Below are 25,256 nucleotides of genomic sequence, written 5' to 3'. Positions count from 1 at the left end.
GGCGGAGGGAGGTTGACGATGGCCATTTCCATCTCTGTGGTGTTGCTGCTGTTCATCCTGGCGGTGATCTTCGTACGCAACGGCGGCCTGAAGATCACGCACGCGCTGGTGTGTCTGCTGCTGGGCTTCTACCTGGCCGGCACGAGCATGGCGCCCACCATCAGCAGTGGACTGACCGCCACGGCGGACATCGTCAGCAGCCTGAGACCGTGACCATCACGGAGCCGAGAAGACCCCGATGCCGTTCGGGACGGGGCGTTCCACCCCGTCGGACGGGTGGTTCCGTACGGAGACCGTGTCCGCTCCCGGCTCCCGGGCGACCAGCGTCGAGGAGCCTCCGCCGTCCAGACTGAAGGCGTCCACCGAGCCCAACTCCCTCATCACGGCCGCCACTTCCGCGATCGTCAGACCGGTGCGGTAGGCGCGGGCGCCGTCCAGCGCGAGCAGCACCAGCCGCCGACCGCCGTCCGCGATGCCCACGGCCGTGCGCACGGCCGAGGTCCTGTCGTCCAGGCCGGGCAGCGGCCGGCCGTCGTCGAGCACGGGGTAGCCGCCGAGGGCGAAGCGGTACGGGATCCGCGACGCCGACGCCACCAGCCGGTGCCGTACCTCCACCGGCTCGCCCGCGGCCAACTTCCGCAGCTGCTGCGCACCCGCCTCCCGGCCCACCAGGACGGTGGTGCCCGGCGCGATCGGCCCGCTGCCGGGGGTGCCGGAGGCCGACACGACCCGGCCGTGGCGGACCGTCACCTCGTGGGTGTCGGTGCTGCACGGAGCCGACCGGTCCGTGTCCGTGCCGCAGGTGGCGCGCACCCGGGAGGCGCTGCCCCACGTGGCGGTGAACGCCCCGATGGATCCCACCGGCAGCGCGTACTGGTTGAGTCCGCGCAGCGGCAGCCGGCCCTCGGGTGTGCGGATCGAGCCGACGAGACTCAGGCCGTCCAGCCGGGCCCGGCGATCGACGCCCACCCCGAACACGTCCCGGGTGCTCGTGCCGGGCGGCAGGGCGGGTCCGAAACGCTGGCCGTCGGGCACCGCCGCCTTCAGCGCGAGGCCGCGCGCGATCGCCGGTCCCACGCTCGCGCCGGTCGCCTGGACGCCCGGGTGCTGGGCCTCGCTGATGTTGAAGAAATCACCGTTCACGCCCGCCACGGCACCCTGTGCGGTGGCCTGCCGGGAGATGGTGGCGCGGGCCGCGACCGCCCCCGGGTGCAGCAGATCGAGACGTACGCGCGGATGGCGCAGATCGACGGTGAGCACATGGGCGTGGGCCGGGCCCTTGGCCGCCGCGATGTCGAACTCCTCGTACCCGACACCCGGCGCGATCTCGGTGCCCCGCTGAGCGGCGCCGGCCGGTGCCGCCCCCGTCACGGTCGCACCGGCCAGCGCGCTGAGTGCCGTGAGCAGCGTGAGCGCCGCTCTGCCCACCCCGAACCTTTTCTGACGGTATGTCATGACCCCCCCTGATGTCTCGTCAAATGTCCCAGGACTCAGGGGGAGTGCACCAGACGGCGATGACCTGCCGGGATGCTAGGCGCCGACGACCCGCGAACGGGTGAGGAAACGTACCCCCGCGGGCGCCTCCAGAGAGAAGCCGCTGCCCCGGCCCTCGACGACGTCGACGATCAGCCGGGTGTGGCGCCACACCGCGTACTGACTGCGCGACATCCAGAACGTGACCGGCTCCGGCACCCCCTCGACGGCCAGCTCCGCGAGCAGCACGTCCGCGTCACCCGTGCGGAACTCGCCCTCCGGGTAGCACATCGGCGCGCTGCCGTCGCAGCAGCCGCCGGACTGGTGGAACATCAGCGGGCCGTGCGTCGCGCGCAGACGGCGCAGCAGGTCGGCGGCGGCCGGAGTGAGCTCGACGCGCGGGATCTCCTCATACATGGCGGCAAGGGCAGCACAGGCGACGTTGCGAGAGGGTTGCACCCGTCCCCCTGACTAACCTGCTGAGGTGACCATCGAGTTGACGCTGCTGACGTCCGTCGCCCACCAGGGCAAGGAGATCACCGCGCCCCGCCTGCGTGCCCTGCTCGCCTTGCTGGCCGCGGAGCCGCGGACCGGATGCGGCACCGGCCGGCTCGTGGCCGGGCTGTGGCCGCACGAGCAGCCGGAGAACCCGACCAAGGCCCTGCGGATCCTGGTCTCGCGGGCCCGCTCACTGCTGGGCGCCGAGGTCATCGCGAGCACGCCCACCGGCTACCGCATCGCCCTGCGCGAGGACCAGGTGGATGCCTGGGCCGTCCAGCTGCACGCCGCCGCGAGCGCGGAGAAGGCGCGGGCCGGGGACCATCACGGCGCGGTGGCCGAGGCCGAGGAGGGGCTCGCGCTGTGGGACGGCGGCCCGCCGGAAGAGGGGCCCCTCGACGACCCGGTGGCGGCGCTGCGTCTCGAACTCGCCGCCACGTACCGGGCGCTGTCGCGGGCACGGGCGCTCTCGCTGGCGCGTTCCGGTCGGCGTACGGAGGCGGTGGCGCCGCTCGGCGAGCTGGTCGCCGCGTCTCCCCTCGACGAGGAACAGCTGCTGGAGCTGATGCGCTGTCAGGCGGCCGGCGCGGGCGCGGCCGTCGCGCTGTCGACGTACGACACCTACCGGCGCCGCCTGCGCGACGAGCTCGGCACCGATCCGGGGCCGGCCCTGCAGGAGCTGCACCAGGAACTGCTGCGCGGCCAGGCACCCGTGGTGCGGCGCGGGGTGCCGCACGAGCCGAACCCGCTGCTCGGGCGGGAGGCCGACATCGCCGCCGTGACCGGGCTGATCCACCGTTCGCGGGTCACCTCGATCGTCGGGCCGGGCGGCCTCGGCAAGACGCGTCTCGCGAGTGCCGTCGCCCGCGACACCGAGCACCGGGTCGTGTTCCTGGTGCCGCTCGCCGGGGTCGGCCGGGATGCCGACGTCGCCGCGGAGGTCGCCTCGGCCCTGGGCGTCGGCGAGAGCCCGCGCGCCCCGTCCCCCGGCTCCGGGCCGCCCGCCGACGTGCTCGCCGGCATCGTCGGCGCCCTCGGCCCCGGCCCCGCGCTGCTCGTGCTCGACAACTGCGAGCAGGTCGTCTCCGGCGTCGCCGACCTCGTGCGGGCCCTGGTGTCGACGACCCGGAACGTCAGCGTCCTCACCACCGGCCGCGCCCCGCTCGGACTGTCCTCCGAGGCCGTCCACCCGCTGCCCGAGCTGGACCTCGCCACCACCGTCGAGCTTTTCCGGCAACGCGCCCGGGCCGCCCGCCCCGACGCCGAACTGCCCGCCGACGCCGTGGCCGACCTGTGCCGTCGCCTCGACGGGCTGCCGCTCGCCACCGAACTAGCCGCCGCCCGCGTACGGGTGATGTCGGTCGCCGAGATCGGCCGCCGCCTGAAGGACCGGTTCGCGCTGCTGCGCGGCGGCCCCCGGGACGCGCCGCGGCGCCACCACACCCTGCACGCCGTCGTCGACTGGAGCTGGAACCTCCTCGAACCGGCGGGACGGACGGCGCTGCGCGCCCTGTCCGTCTTCCCCGGCGGCTTCACGGCGGCGGCCGCCGAGCACCTGCTGGAGCCGTTCCCCGACGGGGACGACGTGCTCCGCGTCCTCGAAGACCTCGTCGACCAGTCCCTGCTGAAGGTCACCGACACCGCGGCGGGCGCGCGCTTCCGGATGCTGGAGACGGTGCGCGAGTTCGCCGCCGCCCACCGTGAACGAGCCGGGGAGGAGGACACCGTCACCGACCGGTTCCGGGGCTGGGCGCGGGACTTCGGCGTCACCCACCACGACGCGCCGTTCGGCCCCGACCCGGTCGCCTCCTGGCGGCTGATCCGCGCCGAACAGGAGAACCTGGTGCACGCGCTGCGGCTCGCGCTCGCCCGCGACGACACCGAGACCGTGACTGCCGTGGCCGCCGTGCTGAGCGGTCTGTGGACCACCGAGGCCAACTACCCCCGGCTGATGACCCTGGCCGCGGACACCGTCCCCCTGCTGTCCCACCACCGGCCCGACCGCGACCACGTCGAGCCGACGCGCACCGCGGCGGCCCTGCTCACCGCCCACCTCCTCCTCGGCCTCGGCCCCGGCGCCGCACGCACCCTCCTCACCCTGCGCAGGCTGCCACCCGCCGAACCCGACACCCTGGTACGGGCCATGGCGGCCGTCCTGCGGGAGCTGCCGGAACTGCTCGCCGACGACAAGGCCCTGCACGCCCTGTGCGATCGTGACGAGCCGCTGCTCGCGGGCGTCGCCCACTGCGTGGCCGGCTACGTCCGGGAGAGCGAGCACGACCCCGACGGGGCCCTGGACGCCGCCCGCCGGATGGTCGCCTCCCTCGGTGAGCCGGAGATCCCGCTGCTGAGGTTCTGGCCCGCCTCACGCGTCGCCGAGCTCTGCCTGCGGACCGAGCGCGGTGCGGAGGCGATCGGCCACCTGCGGGGCGCGCTCGCCGCGCTGGAGGGGTACGGAGAACCGGGCGACGCGATCGGGCTGCGCTGGGGGCTGATGCTCGCCCACCTCCAGACCGGGGACCTGGACGAGGCCGAGCGCTGGCTCGAACAGGCGCTGCGGAACCAGCCGGAGAGCACCGCGCCCGACGTGTTCGCCCCCGACCTGGGCGCCCGCGCCGAGATGGCCCTCGCCCGCGGCGACGTCGACACCGGGCTCGGCCTGTGGCGCGGGGCGATACGGCGCCTCGATCGGGGCGCGAGCCCGGTCCCCGGTGAGCAACTCGCCCTGGAGCCCTGGATACTGGAGCTACAGGCGGTAGCCGTCACCGCGCACGCCCGGCACGGCCGTACCGACCTCGTCGCGGACCTGGCCGCCGCGTTGCCCGACCGGCTGACCGCACTGCTGACCGCTCCGAAGGACACCCCGACGCACCGGGCCGTGGACCACCCGGTGTGCGGGGCGCTGCTCCTCGCGCTCGGCACCGTCGACCTGGCGGGCGGCGACGCGGCGCGCGGCGTACGGCTGCTGGCGTTGTCCGAACGGTTCCGCGCCCTGCGCAACTTCCAGCCGACGATGTCCTCGGCCCGCGCCCGCGAGGACGCCCGGCACGCCGACAAGGCGGCGTACGAGGACGCGGTGTCCGGGTACGCCGCCCTGGGCGCGGAGGCGTTGTGCGAGGCCGCGCTCACCGTGCTGCGGGGGCGCTGACCGGCCGGCCCGTCACAGCCGCACCGGCAGCCGCAGCAGGTGGAATCCGTCGCCGGGCCAGTGCCCGAACTCCACGTCGGCGCGGTCCACGGCCAGCTCGGGGGCGGTGGGCCGGCGGATCAGCAGCTCGTCGAGGACGACGCCCGTCACCAGCCGGCCCAGGGCCGCGCCGATGCAGTAGTGCGGTCCGTGCCCGAAGGCGAGATGGCCGTCGCCGCGCCCGAACTCCCGTGTGACGTCGAGGGACTCGGGGCTGTCGAACTCGGCCGGGTCGTGGTTCGCGCCGAACAGCGCGACCGTCACCGCCTCGCCCTTCCTCAGCTCCGTCCCGGCGAACTCGAAGTCCTCGGTGGCGTACAGGGTGGCGCCGACGCGCACCAGCGTCACGTACCGCAGGAGTTCGGCGACCGCGCGCGGCAGCAGCTCCGGCTCGGCGCGCAGCCGGGACAGCTCGCCGGGGTGGTCCAGCAGGGCGAGCACACCGTGCGCGAGGAACAGGGCGGGCGGGGTGATACCGGTGTGGATCAGCAGGAAGAACACGGTGACGATCTCGTCGTCGCTCATGCCGCCGTCCGCTAGCAGCGCCGACACCAGGTCGTCGGCGGGCTCGGCGCGGCGCCGTGCGACCAGGTCCTTGGTGTACTCGACGAGGCCCGCGAGCCCCTCGGCGAGGCGGCTGCCGTCGCCGTACGCGAAGTCCCGGATCCAGCCGCACACCCGGTCCTGGTCGGCCGTGTCGACGCCGACCAGCTCGCAGATGACCGCGGTGGCGAGCGGATAGGCGAACTCGCCCAGCAGATCGGCCTGTTCCCGCTCGGCGAGGGCGGCCAGCAGCTCCCGCGCTGTCTTCTCGACGAACGGCCGCTGCGCGGCCACACGGCGTGCGGTGAACGCCCGGGTGAGCGGGTGCCGGCGCCGCGTGTGCTCGTCCCCGTCGAACAGGGCCAGATGCCCCGAGAAGTACTGGGCGTACTCCTCGGGGAACCCCTCGGCGCCCTGGGCCAGCAGCTCGGCCTGCGGATCGGGCATCCCGGATCCGCCGGGGACGGTGGAGCGGTCCCGGACCAGGCGGGGTTCGGTGAGCGCGGCCTTCACATCGTCGTAGCGGGTGACCAGCCGTACCGGGGTGGTCAGACCGGGCAGGACGGCGTGACCGAGACCGGGCCGTGAGCGCAGGTCGGCGTAGCCGCGGACGGGGTCTTCGAGCAGTTCGGGGGTCAGGTGCAGGGCGGTCGTGGCCGGTGTCCGGCTGGTGTGCTGCCGTGGTGAGTTCATGCCGCAGAGCCTGCGCGGGGCCGGCTTCGGTTCGGTTTCAGCACGGTTTCAGCGGCACCAGCCGGATGTTCCTCGCCGGAAGGTGATCAGACGCCCGGATCGGCCGCGGCGCAGCGGCTTCCGTCGGCCGGGACCCTCAGCTCCACCAGGTAGTCGTCCACCGCGTCGCGGGTGCAGTCACTGCGTCGGTAGACGCTGTGTCCCGCCCCTTCGTACGTCAGCAGGACGGTCGTGCCACGGGTCTGCCGGTGCACGTTGGTCGCCCACGCGTGGGGGTTGGCCGGGTCGTGGCGGGAGTGCAGCATGAGGATCTTGGGTGCCTCGGTGATGCGCAGGCGGTGCTGCGGGTTGTTCACCTCGTCCGGCCAGCCGACGCACCCGGCCATCGCGGCGTGCACACGCGGTGAGCCCCGCATGTGCGGCGCCGCCCGCAGCTCGGCCTCGGTCAGGCGGGCGAACTCCCGGTGGTCCTTCGCCCGGAAGCGCCAGTCCTGGCAGAACACCGCGTAGAACGGTTCCGCCTTCGTCCGCCCGCCGGTGTCCGGGGCCGCGGGCGGCTTCGACGCGGCCGGCGGTGGCCCGGTCCGCGGGGGGCTCTGCCGCCGCTGTGCGTCGAGTCCGGCCACGTACGCGGCCGCTTCTCTCCAGTACGGGCCGTAGAACTTCCTGAAGACGGCCTTGGCGATCTCGTTCGCGGTGAGGGCCCGGTCGGGCTGGTCCGGGTCCCGGATCTCGCCCCGGTCGGCGCGGGCGAGAAGACCGTCCCAGACGGCCGTGACATTCCGGCCGTGCAGGGCGCACGACGGCGAGCGCTCGCACCACCGCACGAACTCGTGGAAGGAGTCCTCGGCGGTGGCCGCGGAGGAGACCAGGAAGTCCCGGGCGTTCAGGCTGTGGTCGATGTTCGCGGTCAGGGCCATGGCGCGGATCCGGTCGCCGTACAGTTCCGCGTACTGCTCGCCGATCAGCGTGCCGTAGGAGTGGCCGAAGTAGTTGATCCTCCGTTCGCCCAGTGACCTGCGCAGGGCCTCCATGTCCCGGACGACGCCGAGCGTGTCGGCGTGATCGAAGATCGGGCCGCTGTGCCGCCGGCAGTCCTCGCGCAGCTCACGGTTGTAGGCGGCCACCGGTCGAACTCCGTCTCGTTCCGCGGGTAGGCGGAGGGCGCCCGGCCGAGCAGGTCCGAGGAGCACATCACCGGTTGGCTGGCTCCGACACCGCGTGGATCGAAGCCGACGATGTCGAACCTCGCCTGGATGTCGGCGCTGAACTGGGCCGGGGCGTCGTCGAGGGCGAAGCCCACGCCCGAGGCGCCCGGCCCGCCCGGGTTGACCAGCAGCACGCCGACCCGGCGATCAGGGTCGGTGGCCTTGCGACGGGCCACCGCCAGGTCGAACGTCTCGCCCGCCGGGTGCGCCCAGTCGATGGGCAGCCGCAGGGTGCCGCACTCGGCCGTGCGGTGGTCGGGGCAGGGCTTCCAGTCGATCGGTGCGGGCGCTCCGGACGGGCCCACCGGTAAGCCGCCCGCCACGCCTGGTGTACCGGGCGTGTCGGCGCCCGCCACGCCCGGGCCCAGCACCAGCGCGCCAGTCGCGAGCACGCCGGCAGCGAGCGCTCCGGCGAGCGCCTTGATGATCGGTTGCACAGAGTTCCTCCTGATACTCCATCGACCACGGATCACAGGAGTGGCCACCCCTCGACGAGCCTCACAGCGGGCCGAGGGGACTGGCAACAGTCCAGAGCCGGGACCAGGGCGGAACCAGGGAACGTCCGGAGCAGCGCTCAGGGTCGGCCCTCATGGATCTGAGGGCCGACACGCCGGTGGGGGACGGGCCGGTGGCGTAGCCGCGGCCAGTCCCAGGAGCAGCGACGCGGCGGTCAGCGATCGCGCCGCGCGCGGCGGGCCTCGGTCACCAGGGGCAGCAGCGGCAGCAGCGAGACCACGACGACCAGGGCGACCAGCGGCAGCAGGTAGTCGTCGATGTCGGGGACGGAGGCTCCGAGGAAGTATCCGGCCAGGACGAGACTCTGCGACCAGAGCAGGCCGCCGACGGTCTGCCAGACGGTGAAGCTCCGCGTGGGCACGCCGAGCGCACCGGCCGCCGGGTGCAGGACCGTCCGCACCATGGGGACGAAACGGCCGATCACGAGGGCCTTGCCGTAGCCGTAGCGGGCCAGGAGCTTCTCCGTCCGCGCCACGGCCTCCCGTACCCGGGGTCTGGAGGTACGGGCCAGCAGGGCCCGCCCGCCGTGCCGCCCGAGCAGGTACCCGACCTGGCCCCCGGCGACCGCGCCGACGGCCGCGCACAGCAGCACCTGCCAGAGCATCAGACGTGGCGCCTGCCCGGCGCTTCCCGCGCACAGCACACCGGCCGGGAGCAGCAGCGTGTCACCGGGCAGGAAGAACCCGAAGACCAGCAGACCCGACTCCGCGAAGATCACCACGAGGACACCGAGGGCGCCGAAGGTCGCCAGCACCGAGGCGCCGTCCATCGGGTTGACGGCGATCATCGCCACCACCTCCAGGCCGCCCTCGTCGATCGTCCTCCCCTCAAGCATCCCGTGCCGTCGGGTCGGGCGCCTGCCCCGGCCGCGGGCACGACAGGTGCGAGACGCGTATCGCCCCTGGTCAGATGCCCTTTGCGGGGTCCCTCGTGTCGTACAGCGCGTACAGCCCGCTGACGTGCGCGCCGCGTCGGCGCTTGGCCTCCATGGCCTTCATCCCCGCGTGCAGCGCGGTGGTGCCGTGGCGGTACGCGTCCTCGACGGGCGCGTAGTAGGTGAGGGCGAAGTACGCGAAGGGGGCCGGGCGGTCGGGGGCGAGACCGACGGCGCGCAGCCAGGTGGTGCCGCCGTGGTGGTAGTAGAGGCAGAAGCCGGTCATCGAGGGGCCGTCGTAGGCGGCGACCACGCGGGCGTGTTCGCCCATGGCGTCGGCCTGTCGTTTCAGCAGGCCCGTCATCGCGTCGGTGTCGTGGCCGTGGCCGTGGGATCGCTGAAGCGCCGCGAGGAGGCGTCCGGCGTCCTCGTAGCAGTCGGCGAGGCCCTGGCGTCGTACCTCGAGCCCGGCCGCCTCGAAGGCGGCGCGTTCGTGACGTATCGCCACGCGGCGCTTGGAGGGCAGCGCGGCCAGATAGTCGTCGAAGCAGGTGCCGGGCAGGGGAATCGTCGCGTCGTCCTCCAGGCGATGCGCGGGCGTGCCGTAGAGCGGTGCGAGCCGTCGGGCCGCGGACTCGGTCAGATAGGGCCACCAGTGCGTGGTCCCGTGCCGCTCGGCGTGGGACCGTGCGGCCTCGCGCAGCAGCGCCAGGCACGCGGCGCCGAGGCCCTCGGGAAGCCGCGGGTCGATCAGGGGCGTGTTGTGGTAGCCGCGCCGGGCACCCGCGACGACACGGGGTTTCTCCGTGCCGGGAGGCAGGTGCGCGGGCTCGTAGTAGGCGTTGGGCTCGTCGTGCACGAGGTACAGGGGCGCGGCCGCGACGAGCGTGCCGTCGCGGTCCCGGACCAGTGCGTACGAGGCGGTCGCGGTGGGGTCGCTCTCCTCGCCGGCGAGCCAGCGGTGCGAGAGGTACACCGCCGCGTGCCGCGCGAGCCGGTCCCAGTCCGTCACGGGCACGGCGTGGACGCTGCCGACGATCTCGGTCTTCACAGGGGCTTCCTTCCGCCTGGCGAGGCAGGGGACCTGAGGGCGGGAATCGCGGCGAGGGCCGCCAGGCACGCCAGGCCCTGCACGGCCCAGGGCAGCAGGGCATGGGCGGAGAGCAGGCCCGTGAACAGGGCGGGGGCGACGATGTTGCCCACGGACCAGGACAGTTGGTACAGGCTCTGGCTGCCGCCGCGCGCGGCGCCGGGAGTGAGCGTCACGGACAGTTCGCTCACGGCCGGCGCGTACAGGATCTCGGCCAGGCTGAACAGGACGATCCCGGCGACCAGCGCCGGCCATGCGGCGGACTCGGCCCCGGGCAGCGCGGGAGCGGCGAACGCGAGCATGGCACCCACCAGCAGGACGTGTCCCAGAGCCATGCTGTGCCGGGGCTGCCGGGGCGCCACGTGCGCCGTCAGCGGACTGGTGAGGGTGGAGACCATCGCGGTGTTCACCACGAGCAGGAGGCTCGCGGACCAGGCGGGCAGCCCGAGTGCCTCGGTGGCGTACACGGCGATGAGCACCGCCGGCATCGCCTGGGACAGCACGAACGGGATGTTGCACGTGACCAGGAGCAGGTAGCGGCGCGTGTCGCCGACGCCGGACCGCCGGCCTGCCGCCGGGTCCTCGCCCGGCGGACCCGCGGTGGCCGGCTCCGGCGGAGGGCTCGTGGGCAGGCGGGCGAAGCAGGCCGCGGCCAGCAGATACAGCGGTGCCGCGATGACCACGAGCCACGTCAGGGCGCTCGTGCCGAACAGGGCGAGCGCGCCGGCCGCCAGCAGCGCCCCGACGCCGATGCCGATGTTGCGCAGGCTGCCGGTGAACGCGAACCACCTGCGTGTCTCCGCGGCCGGGGTGGCGTGCAGGATCAGCGTGCGCTGTGCCGTGTAGTAGGCGTTGACCCCGGACTGCACGAGCAGGTAGGCGCAGGCGATCTGCCAGGGCCGGTCGGCGAGGAGGAAGGAGAGGAAACCGGCGGCGCCGGCCACGTTGGCGAGGACGGTGAGGCGCCGGGGACCGTGCCGGTCCATGAGCCGGCCGGCGACGAAGACGACGGGCAGGGCGGCCAGCTGGCCCACGGTGACGGCCGCTCCGACCGCGGCGAGAGGCAGGTCGCGCAGGGTCGTGAAGTACAGCAGCCCGAGCGGCAGGAGCATGCCGTTGCCGAGCGAGTCGATGAGGTTGCCGGTGATGAACCGGCCGTGGCCGCGGGTGACCGGAAGGCCGAGCACGCGACGCCACCGGGACGCGCGGGGCGAGGTGACGGTGTGGGTCATGGGGTGAGCAGGGCCCGCGTCTTGTCCAGGATCTCCTGGCGCGGCCAGCCCGTCGTCCGATGCAGCTCCTCCAGGTGCTTGACGGTCTGCCGCTCGTCGCCCTCGGCGAAGGTGAAGACGACGATGTCGCCGTGACGCACCTCGTCGATGACCAACTCATGGGCTGTGACCAGGTTCAGACGGGCCGTCAGCTCAGCGCGCACCGCCTTGGGCAGCCGCTCGGGGGAGAGGAACTCGATGGCCCATCCCGTACGACGCACCGGCGCCGGCGTGTACGCGCCGCGCGCCATGTCGGCCAGGGCGTCGAAGGTGTTGGTGCCGGAGGCGGCGCAGGACAGCGTGGTGGCGCCGCCGATACGCGGGTTGATCTCCAGGACGACGTACCGCGACCCGGTGTAGATCATGTCCACGTTGACGGACCCCCGGACGCCGAGGTCCTCGCACAGGGCGACCAGCTTGGCCGCGACGGGCTCGAAGTCGGCGTCGGCCCGCGGCCGGGGCCCGCACCAGCGCAGGTCGGCGAAGGTGAACACGGGCTCGCTGCCCGCGGTGCCGGTCCAGCACACCGGCAGCACCCGGTACGCGCCGGGCTCGCCCACGATGTCCACCGAGCACAGCGCGCCGGCGACGCACTCCTCGATCACCGCCGACACCCCGGGCGGATCGGCGAGGTACGCGTCCAGGGCCGCGGCGTCGGGCAGGGCCCTGATGCCCATGCTGGTGGAGTCCCACAGCGGCTTGGACAGGAGCGGATAGCCGATGCCGGCGGCCGATGCGCGCAGGGCGTCCGCGTAGGCGGGAACCGGCACGCCGCGCCCGGCGAGCAGATCGGCGTCGGCCTTGACGCCGCGTGGGGTGTCCAGGCCCGCACGGACGAGGAGTTGCTTGGTCTCCCACTTGTCGCACAGGGCCAGGGTCGAGGGCAGCGGGGTCATGACGGTGGGGATGCCCCGGGCGTCGAGGAGTTCCTTGACGGTGGCGTCCCGCAGGGCGTTCTCGCACGGCAGCGAGATCGACACGGCGGCGTCCGCGCCCCACTGCGCGACCTCCCGGGCCACTTCGGCGGGCGTCACGGCGGCATCGAGGCGGCGGCGGGTGCCGGGGAAGTCCCCGTCGTCCGCGGTGCCGTGCGTGTGGAACAGGCAGCTCTCGATGCCGAGTCGGGCCAGGTCACGGACGCAGCGCTGGATGTACGGGTCGGCGCGGCGGATGTCCACGGACCGCAGGAACGCGATCTTCTGCACGGGCTTGCGCACGGATCAGCTCACTTTCACTCGGGAGTCGGCGATGACCTGGCCGGCGAGTCGGCGGGCCTCGTCCACGGACGCGGCGCGCGCCACGACATGCCCGACCCGGCCGGAACTGTCGGCCGGCTCGGGCACCGGCTGTCCGGGACGGATGTGGATCTGGCTGTGGGTGCCGGGCACCTCGGGGATGACGACCTCCTGGAGCAACCCCGCCCGGTCGGGCAGCAGGAAGCGCAGCGCGGCCGCCGCGTCGCGGGTCGGCGCGGTGCGCGGCGCCCGCCCGGTCACGGCCCGCAGATAGGCCTCCGCCTCGCTGACGCCGGTCGCGGCCTCGACGATCTCGCAGATGTTGTCCCCGGGCAGCCGGGCCCCGGTCTCGATGACGACCGGTTCACCGCCCGGGAGGATCTTCACCTCGGTGTGCGCGATGCCGTTGCGGACACCGACGGCGAGCGCGGCGCGGGCCGCGGTCTCCTGGATCGACCACACGGTGCGCGGGTCCAGCCCGGCGGGGCAGGAGTGCCCCGTCTCCACCCGGTATCGGCCCGCCGTGGTGTCCTTGCGGACCACGGGCAGCGGGTGGGGCACGCCCTCGTGCACGACCGTGTCGGCGGAGAACTCCTCGCCGGGCACATAGCTCTGCAACAGCACCCGCGCGTCCAGCGGCAGACCGTGCGGCTCGGCGTGGGTGAACCGCCCGGCGGCGGCCACCGCGGCGTCCAGTCCGTCCGGGCCCGCCACCACACTCACGCCCCAGGAGCCGCCCTGCTCGGCCGGCTTGACGACGAGCGGCCACCCCAGCCGGCCGGAGGCGGCGACGGAGTGCGCCTGCTCGGACGTGGCGACCACCGCCTGCGCGGGGGCCGGTACGCCCGCCGCCCGGAACGCCTCCGCCATGGCGATCTTGTTGCGGGCGGCCCTGGCCCGCAGCGGATCGTTGCCCGGCAGCCCGAGGCGCGCGGCGAGCAGGGCCGCCAGCGGGGTCAGCAACTCCCAGCAGACCGCGACCCCCGCTATGGGATGCGCCCGGCAGAAGGCCTCCATGTCGTCCAACGCGCTCGCGGTGTCGGCCAGGTCGGTCAGGCACACCCCGTCCAGGCAGCGGGTCAGCCACGGCTCGTAGCCGGCGTACACACGCTCGTCGGTGGCCGCGTACAGCCGCAGGCCCAGCCGGGCGGCGGCCCGCGCGAGGAAGGGTCCCGCGTTGCCCATGGGCTCGATCACCATCACGCCGGTCACGCCCGGCTCGTCGCTGAAGTCCACCAGGCAAGTGGACCGGCCGCGGCGGCGGACCGTCCATCGGGCTGTTCTCTGAAAACAACTCGCTGATGACAGGCGCGAGTTGGGCGAAGCCACAACGATCACCCCCGGTCGGCACGGGCGAGTTGGTACACAACACCGATAGCTTCAACAAAATGTTGCGTGTTCGGATCGGTGGGCACGGTCAACCGAACGGCATGGTGCGAAGGAGTCATCCATCGTGAACAGCCCGCACGACCAGCTCGCCGAGTACATCCGACAGGGCGTCATCCCCCCGTACCAGTACTCGTATCCGCCCCGCTCCACCTACCGGCCGCTCGACGAGGGCGCCTGGGACGTCCACGACGTATGGGCGAAGGACCTGGCCACCTACCAGGTGCCCGAGCTCAACCTGTATCTGCACGTCCCGTTCTGCCGGTACAAATGCGGGTTCTGCAACCTCTACACCGTCATATCCACCGACGAGGACCTGTACGACGCCTACACCGACGCGCTCTGCACCCAGCTCCGCGACCACGCCGACATCATCCGGGCGCGCCGGCTGCGTACCGTCTACATCGGCGGCGGCACCCCCGCGCTGCTGTCCACCCGGCACTTCGAGCAGATCTTCACCACCCTCGGCGAGATCTACCCCAACTGGCGTTCCACCGTCGAGGAAGTGGCCCTGGAGGCCACCCCGGACTCCATCGTCGCCGACCCCGACGGCTTCGGGCGCCTGCTCGACCTGGGACTGACGCGCGCCAACATCGGGATCCAGTCACTGGTCCCGCAGGAGATCCGCGAAGCCGGCCGGGGCCAGGCGGGCGAGGACGTCATCCGCAAGGCCGTCGAGATCGTCCACGACCGCGGCCTGCCGGACCTGTCCACGGACCTGATCATGGGATTCGCCGGCCAGACCCCCGAGACCTGGCGGCACTCGGTGGACGAGCTGGCGAAGCTCGCGCCGACGACGATCTCCACCTACTTCCTCACGGTGCGACCGGACGCGTGGTTCTCCAAGACCGGCGCGTACCAGTACATGTGGAAGCCGGAGCTGTACGAGCGCTACGACTACGCCCGCGACGTGTTCACCGCCCACGGCTACGTCCAGGAGGGCTCCGTCCGCTACAAGAAGCCCGGCCGCGGCGGCTACGTGCAGAAGGTCCTCACCTTCCACGGCGTGCCCCTGCTCGGCCTCGGCGTCGGCGCACGCTCCTACACCTCCGTCCTCGACTACATGACCGGCAGCGTCAAGCCGTCCATGGCCGAGGTCGCCGACTACATCCGCAGCGCCGAGGCACATCGCCTGCACCCCACGACGGGGTTCGTCCTCACTCCCGAGGAGATCGTCCGCAAACGCCTCGTGCTCGACACCTTCGACCTCGACCTGTCCGAACTCGACCGCTTCGGCCTGGACGCGATCGCCTCCGAAGTCGAGGAGATCCTCGACGCCGCCCAGGCCAACGGACTGATCCACCGCGTCGGCCCACGCCGAGTCCAACTCACACCGAAGGGCTTCAAGTACCGCGACATCCTGTCCTGGATGTTCTACTCCGACCGGGTCAAGGACCTCGACCGCGCGTACTACGAGGACCTCCACCAGGCCAACGCGCGGGCGCGTAGGAACATGGGCACGCCGGTGCGCATCACCGGGATCGGCACCGCCCGGGAGACCGCGTGAGCGACCTGTTCATCGCCGCGGGCGGCGGCGGGGACCCCCTGGGCACCGCGATCACCGCGGCCACCGTGGGCCGCTGCGTCACCGCCACGCCCCTCGGCGAGGCCACGATCGCCACGTACGCCTGGGAACGCCTGGAGGTCGATCCCACCCCCGGCCCGCTCGGAGCCACCCACTTCACCGGACTCGCGTACCGAGCGGGCGTCCCGGTGATCACCCCGGCCGCACGGCCGATCACCCCCGCCGGCTCCACGCTGCCCGCCCTGGCCGCGGACCTCGGGGCCCGGCTGGTCCTGCTCGACCCCTGGCAGGGGCTGACGGCACTGGCCGAACAGATCCGGCGCCTCGTGGACACCGGATACGACCACGTCCGCGTCGTCGACGTCGGCGGCGACATCCTCGCCCACGGTGACGAGAGCACCCTGTGCAGCCCCCTGGTGGACGCGCTGGCCCTCGCCGCCTGCCGGCTCGCCGGAGTGCGGGCCACCGTGCACGTCGCCGGTCCGGGGACCGACGGGGAGATCCCCCAAGGCGACGTCCTGCATCGCCTGGACGGCGACGTGCTCACCCCCCTCGCCTCGGAGGTGGCCGCGCTCCGAACGGCACTGTCATGGCACCCCTCGGAGGCGTCCGCCCTGTTCACGGCGGCCGTGGACGGCGTACGCGGACCCGTTCGCACGGTCCACGGCCTCGTCCCGCTCACGGACGCCTCCGCGCGCATCCACTCCACCACCCTGGACGGTGCCCTCGCCCACAACACGGTCGCGGTCCACCTGCTCTCCTCGATGCCACCGACCCTGGACGCCGCCGCCGACCTCTCGGCCAAGCTCACACAGATCCACGAGCTCGACCGAGAGCGCCTCGCGGCGGCGCAGCCGCCCACCCCCGCCGGGGGAGTCCTGCCCGGGAACGCACAGGTCGCACGGGAGGCGATACGCGAGGCGGCACAAGGCGCACCGCACGTCACCCTCCGCTTCGCCGCCCGCGCTCTCGGGCTGACGTGGCACCGGATCCCCGCGCTACGCGCTCTGCTGGGCGCCGATGGGCCGGTGCTCGCCCTGGCGTGAAGCGAACCCGTGCGGGACGGCCCCCGCGGGACGGACCCCTGCGGGACGTGCCGTACGGCACGAGGCCCCTGCGGCACGGCGGCGTCCACGCCGCCGCCGTGCCGCTCGCGTGCCAAGCTGGATACGAGGCGTGCAGCCGAAGCGGGCAAGGGAGGACGGGTTGGACTGGGGCCGGTTCGCGCGGCAACTGGCGTCGTTGGCGCGAGACCTTCTGGCGCAGGATTCGGTGGACGCCACGCTCGACCGGATCACCGCCTCGGCCACCGAGCTGGTCGGCGGCTGTGACGCGGCCGGCATTCTCGTGCTCCACGGCAAGCACGTGGCGACGCTCTCCCCCACCGACCGGCTGGTCATCGACAGCGACCGGCTCCAGGAACGGCTGGGGGAGGGCCCCTGCTTCGACGCCGCCCGCACCTCGCAAGGGGCGCGGGTCTTCCGTATCGCCGATTTCACGGACGAGCAGCAGCGGTGGCCCGCCTACGCCCCGCGGGCCCGCGCGCTCGGTGTGGGCAGCATGATGGGCTTCCTGCTGTTCACGGAGGACGAGGACCTCGGCGCGCTGAACCTGTACTCCCGCAAGCCCGGCGCGTTCACCGAGGACAGCGAGCTGGCCGGCTGGCTGCTGGCCTCCCACGCGGCGGTCGCCTTCTCCAGCGCCCGCTCGCACGCCCAGTTGGAGCGGGCCGTCGCCACCCGCCATGTCATCGGCGAGGCCATGGGCATCCTCATGGGCAGCCACCGGCTCACCGAGGAGCAGGCCTTCGACGTGCTGCGCCGCTACTCACAGGAGAACAACATCAAGCTCCGTGAGGTCGCCCGCCAGGTCTGCGAGCGGGGCGGCGTCGCCTGACGGGAGGGGCGGCTTCCCCAGCTCCTGGTCTGAACCAGAGAAGCCTGGACCGGGCCAGCCCCCAGGGGAACTCGCTGGGCCCGACCTGCCCACCAAGTCCCCTGCCGGGCCCTGGGCCACACCTGAAATCCCCACTCGTGACCTGCCGAGCCTCGCACACCGTGCGTCCGGACGCGATCACGCGGAGCGGCGGCGGCATGCCGGCCGAGGTCCGGGGAACCCGCCCCGCATGGGTGCGAACCACGCCGAGGCTCCGATCCTTGAAGCCCTCTCCCGGTATCAGAACGCCGACGAGCTGGGCTTCACGCCCCCTGGCCACAAACGGGCCCGCGGTGCGGATCCGCGGGCCCGTGCGGTTCTGGGCGACGCCGTCTTCTTCGGCGACGTCCTGGCCAACGGGGGGATGGACGACCGGCTCGCCCGGGGACAAGTGCTCACGCGGGCCGAGGAACTCATGGCCGACGCGGTGCACGCGGACCACACGTTCTTCTCCACCTGCGGCAGTTCCCTGTCGGTGAAGGCCGCCATGCTGGCGGTGACGCGCCCCGGCCACCGGCTGCTGGTCGGGCGCGACGCCCACAAGTCGGTGGTGGCCGGGCTCATCCTGTCCGGTGTGCAGCCGGTGTGGGTCGAACCCCAGTGGGACGCCGCCCGGCACATCGCCCATCCCCCCTCCGCGACCGCCTACGAGAAGGCGTTCAGGGAGCACCCGGACGCCGACGGAGCCCTGGTCACCAGCCCCACGCCGTACGGAGCCGCGGCCGACCTCGCGGGCGTCGCCGAGGTCTGCCATCGGCTCGGGAAGCCGCTCATCGTGGACGAGGCATGGGGAGCGCACCTGCCCTTCCACGACGATCTGCCGACGTGGGCCATGGACGCGGGCGCCGACATCTGCGTCACCAGCATCCACAAGATGGGCAGCGGTCTGGAGCAGGGTTCGGTGTTCCACCTCCAGGGGGAGCTCATCGACCCCGCCGAACTGGCCTCGCGGGCGGATCTCCTCGGCACGACCAGCCCGAACGTCCTGATCTACGCCGGCATCGACGCCTGGCGCCGGCAGATGGTCCAGCACGGCCACGCACTCATGGGCGGGGCCATGGAATTGGCGGCACGCACCCGCACCGCCATAGAGGCGATCGACGGCCTGCACGTCAACGACGCCGAGGACTTCTGCGGTCCCGGCCTCGCCGCCGGCTTCGACCCGCTCCCGGTCGTCATCGACATCAGCGAACTCGGCACCAGCGGCTACCGGGCGGCCGACCGGCTGCGGGCCCGCCATCACCTCGACGTCCACCTCTTCGACCACCGGCGTGTCAGCGCGCAGCTCACCCACGCCGACGACGAGCGGACCACCGAGCGTCTCCTCACGGCACTGCGCGACCTCTCCGACCACGCCGACGAACTGAGGGACGCCCCGCAGGTCGTCGTCCCGCCCCCCGCCGACCTGCGGATGGAGCAGGCCGGCCTGCCCCGGGACGCCTACTTCGCGCGGCATGCCAAGGTCCCCACCGCCCGGGCCGTCGGCAGGACCGCCGCCGAGATGATCACTCCCTACCCGCCCGGCATCCCCGTGGTCCTGCCCGGCGAACGCCTGACGGAGCCGGTGCTGAAGTACCTGGTCACCGGAGTCGAGGCCGGCATGTTCCTCCCGGACGCGGCGGACCGGAGCCTGAACACCGTACGGGTCGTCGCGGAACCCTGACCGGCGTCCCGCGGCGGCGGAAACCCGCTTGCGAAGTCGTCCGGCCACCCGACAGGCTGCATCCTGGACGACAGGGAGCAGGGGATGACCACCCGTCTGGGTTCGGTGAACGAGTTCTGCTGGATGGACCTCAAGACGCACGACCCGCCCGGCACCGCCGCCTTCTTCTCGAAGGCCCTGGGCTGGAGCTTCGCGGTGGACGAGGAGGACTGGCGCCGGGCCACCAAGATCGCCGTCGACGGCCGTCGGATCGGCGGCGTGAGCGACCTCGCGCATCCGGTCTATCCACCGGACACCCCCGCCCACATCGCCTACTACCTGGCCGTCGACGACGTCGACGGCCGCACCGAAGCGGCGACGGCGAACGGCGCCCGCCTCGTCGTCGCTCCTTTCGACGCGGGTGATCAGGGCCGTATGGCGACATTGACCGATCCGGTGGGCGCCGCCTTCTCCCTGTGGCAGCCATACCGGTTCACCGGTTGGGCGTTTCCGCCCGGCTGTGCGGGGGCACCGCGACGCATGGTCCTCGCCTGTGATCAACCGGACCGAGCCCGGCACTTCTACCGAGAGACGCTGGGCGCCCGCCTCGCGTGCGCCGACTTCGTGGCGGAACGCGGACCCGAGGGGTCCACCCCGCGGTGGGAACTCGCCGTCGGCGTCGACGACCCCGACAGCGTCGCACGTGCCCACCCCTCAGGTGTCGTGCTCTCCTCTGAGGAGGCCGGCCGCCCCGTCGTGCGGTTGAGCAGCCCGGAAGGCCTGACCGTCCGACTTCACCACCTGGACCCATGAGGCGGTGCAGCACCCATCTCGTCGGCGTCAGACGGGGTAGGCGTGGGTCTGTGTCGCCTTCACCGTCGCCCAGACCTCGGCGCCGGGATGCAGGTCGAGTTCGGCGGCGGCGACCGTGGTGAGGTCGGCGGCGAGGGGGAGTTCGCCGGTCAGGTCGGCGCGGATCTGGTCGCCGTGGGTCTCCAGGCCGGCCACCTCCCCGTGCCAGAGGTTGCGCGCGCTGGAGCCGGTCGGGCGGTCACGGTGCAGGGTGACGGCGCTCGGCGGGAACGCCACGAAGACCGGACCGGCCAGGGCCTCGGCGATGGTGAGGGCAGGGCCGGTCCCGAGCCGGACCGTGTGGCCCTCGGCCTCGCCCCGGTAGAGGTTCAGGCCGACCAGTCGGGCGATGTAGTCCGTGCGCGGGTGGCGGGCGATGTCGGACGGGCTGCCCTCCTGGACGACGCGGCCGTCCTCGACGACGACCAGACGGTCGGCCAGCACCATGGCGTCGAGCGGATCGTGGGTGACCAGCACGGCCACGGCCTCGAACTCGGCGAGATGGCGGCGCAGTTGGGCCCGCACCTCCAGGCGGGTACGGGCGTCCAGGGCCGCCAGCGGCTCGTCCAGGAGCAGCAGTCGGGGGCGGGTGGCCAGGGCGCGGGCGAGGGCGACACGCTGGGCCTGGCCGCCGGACAGCCTGCGGGGCTTGGCGCCGGCGTGGTCCGCGAGACCCATGCGGTCCAGCCACTCGGCGGCCTGCGCGCGGGCCTCCGCCTTGGCCGCGCCCTGGCAGCGGGGGCCGAACGCCACGTTGTCGAGGGCGGTGAGGTGGGGGAAGAGCAGGTAGTCCTGGAAGACGACGCCGACCGGGCGGGACTCGGGCGGCATACGGTCCATCTCCGTGCCGTCCAGCCGCAGACGGCCGCCGGTGAGCGGGGTCAGACCGGCGAGGGCGCGCAGCGCGGTGGTCTTGCCCGCGCCGTTCGGGCCGAGCAGCGCGACCACCTCACCGGGCGCCACGGCCAGCGCCACGTCAAGACGGAAGGCGCCGCGCTCGACGACGAGGTGGGCGTCGAGCCCGGCGGCGTGCTCGGTGTCGGTCATCCCGCCGCCATCGGTGTCGGTGGTGTCGGTGGTGCCAGTGGTCTCGGTCATCCTGCTGTCATCCAACGGTCGCGCAGCCCGGCCAGGACCGCGATGGACACGGCCAGCAGAACCAGGCTGAGGGCGATGGCGGCCTCGGGGTCGCTCTGCAGGGCCAGGTAGACGGCGAGCGGCATGGTCTGGGTCCGGCCGGGGAAGTTGCCGGCGAAGGTGATGGTCGCGCCGAACTCGCCGAGCGCCCGGGCCCAGGCCAGCACGGCACCCGCCGCGATGCCCGGCGCGATGAGCGGCAGCGTGACCCGGCGGAACGCGGTGAAGCGGGAGGCGCCCAGGGTGGTGGCCGCCTCCTCGTAGCGCGGGTCGGCGGCGCGCAGCGTGCCCTCGACGCTGATGACCAGGAACGGCATCGCCACGAACGCCTCGGCGATCACGACCCCTGCCGTGGTGAAGGGCAGGGTGACGCCGAACCACGAGTCCAGCCACTGCCCGACGATGCCGTTGCGGCCGAGCGCCATCAGCAGCGCCACACCGCCGACCACCGGGGGCAGGACCAGGGGGAGGGTGACGAGGGCCCGTACGAGGCCGCGGCCGGGGAACTCGACGCGGGCCAGCAGCCAGGCCAGGGGCACGCCGATCACCAGGCTCACCGCGGTGGCGGCGGTGGCGCACAGGAGGGACAACTGGAGCGCCTGCCACACTTCGGCGCTGGTCAGCTGCTGGGGCAGGCTGTGCCACGGGGTCCGTACGAGAAGGGCGATCAGCGGCACGATCAGGAAGGCCAGGCCGATCAGCGCGGGAAACAGCAGGGGCAGCGGGACGCCCGTCCGGACGCGCCGCCGCCGTGGTCCGCCCCGGAGGGTGTCGGCCGTGGCGGCGGCGGACTTGTCGGCGGAGGTCACGGCGTGAGGAACCCGGCCTCGGTGAGGACCTGCCGGCCCTCGGCGGACCGCACCAGCGCGATGAACGCCCGGGCGGCCTCGGCGTTGGGGGCGTCCTTGAGCTGGACGATCGGGTAGTCGTTGACGGCGTCGGCGGACTCGGGGAACTCCACGCCCTCCACCTTGTCACCCGCGGACCGCACATCGGTCCTGTAGACCACGGCGGCGTCGGCCTCCTTCAGCTCGACCTTGGTCAGGGCGGCCTTGACGTCCTGCTCGTAGGAGACGGGTGTGAGGTCGAGGCCACCGGCGTCCAGGGCCTTCTGGGCGGCGGCGCCACAGGGCACCTCCTGGTCGCAGAGCACGACCTTCAGGCCGGACTTGGTGAGGTCCTTGAGGGCGGCGATCTTGTCGGGGTTGCCCGGCAGGGTGGCGATCTCCAGCTGGTTGCGGACAAAGGTGGCGGGCGCGCCCGACGCGTCCCCCGCGTCGGTGACGAACCTCATCGTCCTGGGGCTGGCGGCGGCGAACACGTCCGCCGGGGCGCCCCCGGTGATGCTCGCGGCGAGCGAGTCGCTGCCGCCGAAGCTGAAGGTCACCTTGGTGCCCGGGTGCTCCTTCTCGAACCGCCGGCCCAGCGTCGTGAAGCTCTCCTTCAGCGAGGCCGCCGCGAAGACCGTCACCGTTCCGGAGACCCCGCCCGAGTCGGAGGCGGCGGACCCGGCGGAGTCCGACTGCGCCGACGAGCTGTCCGAGCCGGACGACGAGCAGGCGCTCAGCGCCAGCAGCGCGGCGGCGCCTGCGCCGGCCACCTGCGCGGTCCGGCGGTTGCGACGCGCGGTACGGGTCATCACGGCTCCACTCCCTTTGGGTCCTGACGTGCCGATGATAGTGCCGCAGATGCGAGGAGAAAGTCTCCTGTCGCTTCGCATGAGCCGGGACCGTGATCTGCCCGGTTGGCATGTGCGTTTGTACGGGACGCGCGTCCAGGACCCGCCAGACCACTGCTCACCGCTCAGCCGAATTCCCGACCCCGCACCGGGTAGGTCGATCAGGTCACCAGCCCGTAAGTGACGAAGGTCCACGGCCGCCAGCTGACAAGGAGTACGTCATGTCCCCAACGGATTCGCCGAGTTCGCCCCCGACGAGCGCCGACGACCGGCCCGGGCTGAAGCGGGTGATGGGCCCGAAGCTGCTGTTGCTGTTCATCGTCGGTGACATTCTCGGGACCGGGATCTACGCACTGACCGGACAGGTCGCCGGCGAGGTCGGGGGCGCGGCCTGGCTGCCGTTCGTCGTGGCGTTCGCCGTCGCGCTGGTCACCGCCTTCTCCTACCTGGAGCTGGTCACCAAGTACCCCCAGGCCGCGGGCGCCGCCCTGTACGTGCACAAGGCGTTCGGCAAGCACTTCCTGACCTTCCTGGTGTGCTTCGCCGTGATGTGCTCCGGCATCACCTCGGCGTCGGCGGCATCGCGGGCGTTCGCGGCCAACCTGGTCACCGGCTTCGGGCTCGACGCGGGTGACGGCCTCATCCTGCTGATCGCCCTCGGCTTCATGTGCCTGGTGTTGTTCGTGAATCTCCGGGGCGTCACCGAGAGCCTCAAGGTCAACGTGGTGCTGACGGCAGTGGAACTGGCGGGACTGCTCCTCGTCATCCTGATCAGCGGCTACTTCATCGTCGGCGGGAACGCTGACTTCTCCCGTGTCGTCGCCTTCGAAACCGCCGCCGACAAGAACGTGTTCCTGGCGGTGAGCACCGCGACGTCACTGGCCTTCTTCGCCATGGTCGGCTTCGAGGACTCGGTCAACATGGCGGAGGAGACCCGGGAACCGGCGCGGATCTTCCCCCGCATGATGTTCACCGGACTGGGCATCACGGGCCTGATCTACGTCGTGGTGTCCATCTGCGCCGTCGCCGTCGTACCGGTCGGCCGACTCGCCGCCAGCGAGACCCCGTTGGCCACGGTGGTGCAGACGGCCGCACCCGACTTCCCCATATCCGACCTGCTGCCCTTCATCTCCATGTTCGCCGTCGCCAACTCCGCGCTGATCAACATGCTGATGGCCAGCCGTCTGCTGTACGGCATGGGCAAGCAGGGGGTGCTTCCGCCGTTTCTCGCCAAGGTGCATGCCGTACGGCGCACTCCGCAGGCGGCGATCCTGTTCACCACCGCCATCGCCTTCGGTCTCATCACCTTCGTCTCGCTGAATCCGGACAGCCCGGTGGTGGCCCTGCTGGGCGGGACGACGACGCTGCTGCTGCTCACGGTCTTCGCGGGCGTCCATCTGGCGGTCCTCGTCCTGCGCCGGGACGAGGTCGAGACGCCGCACTTCCGGGCGGGCCGACTGCTGCCCGTGGTGGGCATGATCACCTGCCTCTACCTGGTCCTGCCCTGGTCCTCCGGACGCCCCACCGACCAGTACCGCATCGCCGGCATCCTGCTGCTGATCGGTGTGGCCCTGTGGGCGGTCGCCTGGTTCACCGCCCGCCGCACCGCCGTCCCCGGCGCCGACGAACCGGACAAGAGCACACACCACTGAACCGGGGGCCTCGGCATACGACCCACCAGGCCCGGCCGGCCGTCGTGCCGGCGGCCGGCCGGGCGAACACCCGTGTGCGGACCGGGGGTTCGACCCGCGCGCGGACCGTCGGGAGCAGACCGACCGGAACCATCGGCTCCGCGTGGACGGTCCTCACGCGCGGTTCTGCTGCCGCGTGCTGTTCGCGGCCGAGTCGAGCCCCGCCATGAGCGCCAGCCGGCTCGCGCGAACGTGATCGCGCATCACCCGCTCCGCGCTGTGGCCGTCCTTGGCGATGATCAGCTCGAGTACGTGGTGGTGCTCACGGTCGGACTGGAGGGCACGGCCGGGCTGACTGAGCGATGTCGTCACCAGCCGGGAGTAGGCCAGCTGGTTCATGAGGATGCGATAGTGCGCCTCCAGCTTGGCGTTGTCCGCCCCCGTGATCAGCAGGTCGTGGAATTCCTCCACGAGTTCGGCGTAGCGGACCTTGTCGTCGGCCGCGACGGCTTCGTCGGCCTCGATGAGGTTCTTCTCGAGGCGGTCGAGCTCGGGGACGCGGCCGCGCTGCGCCAGCAGCCTGGCCGCCGCGCCTTCGAGCAACTCCTTCATCTCGAACAGTTCGGTGATCTCACGACGCGAAGGTGCGGTGACGAAGGTCCCCACGCGTGGCCGGATTTCGACAAGCCCTTCGGTCTGCAACTGCTTGAGTGCCTCACGCACCGGCGTCCGGCTGACCCCGAAGGCCTCTGCCAGCGCGATCTCGGACAGGCTGCCGCCCGCCGGGAGTTCACCGCTGATGATGCGGCGCCGCATCTCGGCGATCACGCGGCCCTGCATACTCCCGTTGTCGGCCGCTTGCTTGACTCTCTTCATCGAGCC

Annotated in this window: 22 protein-coding genes; 8 read left to right on the top strand and 14 right to left on the bottom strand. The window is 72.6% G+C overall.

What is annotated here, in order from left to right:
- The first annotated feature begins 18 nt into the window (after positions 1-18).
- A complete protein-coding gene (locus tag ABZ078_RS20325; RefSeq protein WP_356577121.1) occupies positions 19-213 on the top strand; it encodes a hypothetical protein in 195 nt (64 codons plus the stop codon).
- Positions 214-216: 3 nt separating this feature from the next.
- Here the strand turns inward: ABZ078_RS20325 and ABZ078_RS20320 are convergent, their stop codons facing one another.
- On the bottom strand, positions 217-1,455 hold the full coding sequence (locus ABZ078_RS20320; RefSeq protein WP_356577119.1) for a phosphodiester glycosidase family protein: 1,239 nt from the start codon (positions 1,453-1,455) through the stop codon (positions 217-219).
- A 75-nt stretch (positions 1,456-1,530) separates the two neighbouring features.
- Positions 1,531-1,890 (bottom strand): DUF779 domain-containing protein, encoded by a 360-nt coding sequence (locus tag ABZ078_RS20315; RefSeq protein ID WP_356577117.1) that lies wholly within the window; start codon positions 1,888-1,890, stop codon positions 1,531-1,533.
- A gap of 67 nt (positions 1,891-1,957) precedes the next feature.
- Here ABZ078_RS20315 and ABZ078_RS20310 point away from each other — a divergent pair, with 67 nt between their 5' ends.
- Positions 1,958-5,119, top strand: a complete 3,162-nt coding sequence (locus tag ABZ078_RS20310) for a BTAD domain-containing putative transcriptional regulator (protein ID WP_356577115.1) — start codon at positions 1,958-1,960, stop codon at positions 5,117-5,119.
- A 12-nt stretch (positions 5,120-5,131) separates the two neighbouring features.
- Here ABZ078_RS20310 and ABZ078_RS20305 read toward each other — a convergent pair whose 3' ends face one another.
- From ABZ078_RS20305 to ABZ078_RS20270, 8 genes are all read right to left on the bottom strand, one after another.
- Positions 5,132-6,394 (bottom strand): cytochrome P450, encoded by a 1,263-nt coding sequence (locus ABZ078_RS20305; protein ID WP_356577113.1) that lies wholly within the window; start codon positions 6,392-6,394, stop codon positions 5,132-5,134.
- 86 nt (positions 6,395-6,480) lie between these two features.
- The gene (locus ABZ078_RS20300; protein ID WP_356577223.1) at positions 6,481-7,428 is read right to left on the bottom strand and encodes an alpha/beta hydrolase; all 948 of its coding nucleotides are present in this window, start codon (positions 7,426-7,428) and stop codon (positions 6,481-6,483) included.
- Positions 7,359-8,039, bottom strand: a complete 681-nt coding sequence (locus ABZ078_RS20295; RefSeq protein ID WP_356577111.1) for a hypothetical protein — start codon at positions 8,037-8,039, stop codon at positions 7,359-7,361. The genes ABZ078_RS20300 and ABZ078_RS20295 overlap by 70 nt, the downstream gene beginning before the upstream one ends.
- 233 nt (positions 8,040-8,272) lie before the next feature.
- Complete coding sequence (locus tag ABZ078_RS20290) at positions 8,273-8,905, bottom strand: DedA family protein (RefSeq protein ID WP_356577221.1); 633 nt, start codon at positions 8,903-8,905, stop codon at positions 8,273-8,275.
- Positions 8,906-9,023: 118 nt separating this feature from the next.
- A complete protein-coding gene (locus tag ABZ078_RS20285; RefSeq protein ID WP_356577109.1) occupies positions 9,024-10,043 on the bottom strand; it encodes a peptidogalycan biosysnthesis protein in 1,020 nt (339 codons plus the stop codon).
- Positions 10,040-11,314, bottom strand: coding sequence for an MFS transporter (locus ABZ078_RS20280; protein ID WP_356577107.1), 1,275 nt, complete (start codon positions 11,312-11,314; stop codon positions 10,040-10,042). Before ABZ078_RS20280 ends, ABZ078_RS20285 begins: the two co-directional genes overlap by 4 nt.
- Positions 11,311-12,570, bottom strand: coding sequence for an ATP-grasp domain-containing protein (locus ABZ078_RS20275; RefSeq protein WP_356577105.1), 1,260 nt, complete (start codon positions 12,568-12,570; stop codon positions 11,311-11,313). The genes ABZ078_RS20280 and ABZ078_RS20275 overlap by 4 nt, the downstream gene beginning before the upstream one ends.
- A 3-nt stretch (positions 12,571-12,573) precedes the next feature.
- A complete protein-coding gene (locus ABZ078_RS20270; RefSeq protein ID WP_356577103.1) occupies positions 12,574-13,824 on the bottom strand; it encodes an ATP-grasp domain-containing protein in 1,251 nt (416 codons plus the stop codon).
- A gap of 217 nt (positions 13,825-14,041) precedes the next feature.
- Here ABZ078_RS20270 and ABZ078_RS20265 point away from each other — a divergent pair, with 217 nt between their 5' ends.
- The 5 genes from ABZ078_RS20265 (at position 14,042) to ABZ078_RS20245 (ending at position 19,889) form a co-directional block, all read left to right on the top strand.
- Positions 14,042-15,481 (top strand): radical SAM protein, encoded by a 1,440-nt coding sequence (locus ABZ078_RS20265; protein ID WP_356577102.1) that lies wholly within the window; start codon positions 14,042-14,044, stop codon positions 15,479-15,481.
- The gene (locus tag ABZ078_RS20260) at positions 15,478-16,545 is read left to right on the top strand and encodes a DUF1152 domain-containing protein (protein WP_356577100.1); all 1,068 of its coding nucleotides are present in this window, start codon (positions 15,478-15,480) and stop codon (positions 16,543-16,545) included. The genes ABZ078_RS20265 and ABZ078_RS20260 overlap by 4 nt, the downstream gene beginning before the upstream one ends.
- Before the next feature lie 160 nt (positions 16,546-16,705).
- On the top strand, positions 16,706-17,395 hold the full coding sequence (locus ABZ078_RS20255) for a GAF and ANTAR domain-containing protein (protein WP_356577098.1): 690 nt from the start codon (positions 16,706-16,708) through the stop codon (positions 17,393-17,395).
- Positions 17,396-17,624: 229 nt separating this feature from the next.
- Positions 17,625-19,097: an ornithine decarboxylase gene (locus tag ABZ078_RS20250; protein ID WP_356577096.1), complete on the top strand. Its 1,473-nt coding sequence runs from the start codon at positions 17,625-17,627 to the stop codon at positions 19,095-19,097.
- A gap of 84 nt (positions 19,098-19,181) precedes the next feature.
- The gene (locus tag ABZ078_RS20245) at positions 19,182-19,889 is read left to right on the top strand and encodes a VOC family protein (protein WP_356577094.1); all 708 of its coding nucleotides are present in this window, start codon (positions 19,182-19,184) and stop codon (positions 19,887-19,889) included.
- A gap of 27 nt (positions 19,890-19,916) precedes the next feature.
- Here ABZ078_RS20245 and ABZ078_RS20240 read toward each other — a convergent pair whose 3' ends face one another.
- From ABZ078_RS20240 to modA, 3 genes are read right to left on the bottom strand one after another with little or no spacing between them, the layout of a single operon-like run.
- Positions 19,917-20,975 (bottom strand): ABC transporter ATP-binding protein, encoded by a 1,059-nt coding sequence (locus ABZ078_RS20240; RefSeq protein WP_356577219.1) that lies wholly within the window; start codon positions 20,973-20,975, stop codon positions 19,917-19,919.
- A 47-nt stretch (positions 20,976-21,022) separates the two neighbouring features.
- The gene (gene modB, locus ABZ078_RS20235) at positions 21,023-21,874 is read right to left on the bottom strand and encodes a molybdate ABC transporter permease subunit (RefSeq protein ID WP_356577092.1); all 852 of its coding nucleotides are present in this window, start codon (positions 21,872-21,874) and stop codon (positions 21,023-21,025) included.
- Positions 21,871-22,704 (bottom strand): molybdate ABC transporter substrate-binding protein, encoded by an 834-nt coding sequence (modA, locus tag ABZ078_RS20230; protein WP_356577090.1) that lies wholly within the window; start codon positions 22,702-22,704, stop codon positions 21,871-21,873. Before modA ends, modB begins: the two co-directional genes overlap by 4 nt.
- A gap of 260 nt (positions 22,705-22,964) precedes the next feature.
- Here modA and ABZ078_RS20225 point away from each other — a divergent pair, with 260 nt between their 5' ends.
- Positions 22,965-24,395 (top strand): APC family permease, encoded by a 1,431-nt coding sequence (locus tag ABZ078_RS20225; protein ID WP_356577088.1) that lies wholly within the window; start codon positions 22,965-22,967, stop codon positions 24,393-24,395.
- Between the two features lie 153 nt (positions 24,396-24,548).
- Here ABZ078_RS20225 and ABZ078_RS20220 read toward each other — a convergent pair whose 3' ends face one another.
- Positions 24,549-25,250, bottom strand: a complete 702-nt coding sequence (locus ABZ078_RS20220; protein ID WP_356577086.1) for a GntR family transcriptional regulator — start codon at positions 25,248-25,250, stop codon at positions 24,549-24,551.
- Positions 25,251-25,256: the final 6 nt, after the last annotated feature.

The organism is Streptomyces sp. NPDC006385, from assembly GCF_040612485.1.
Classification (GTDB): Bacteria; Actinomycetota; Actinomycetes; order Streptomycetales; family Streptomycetaceae; genus Streptomyces.
This window is presented reverse-complemented; position numbering and strand designations above follow the sequence as displayed.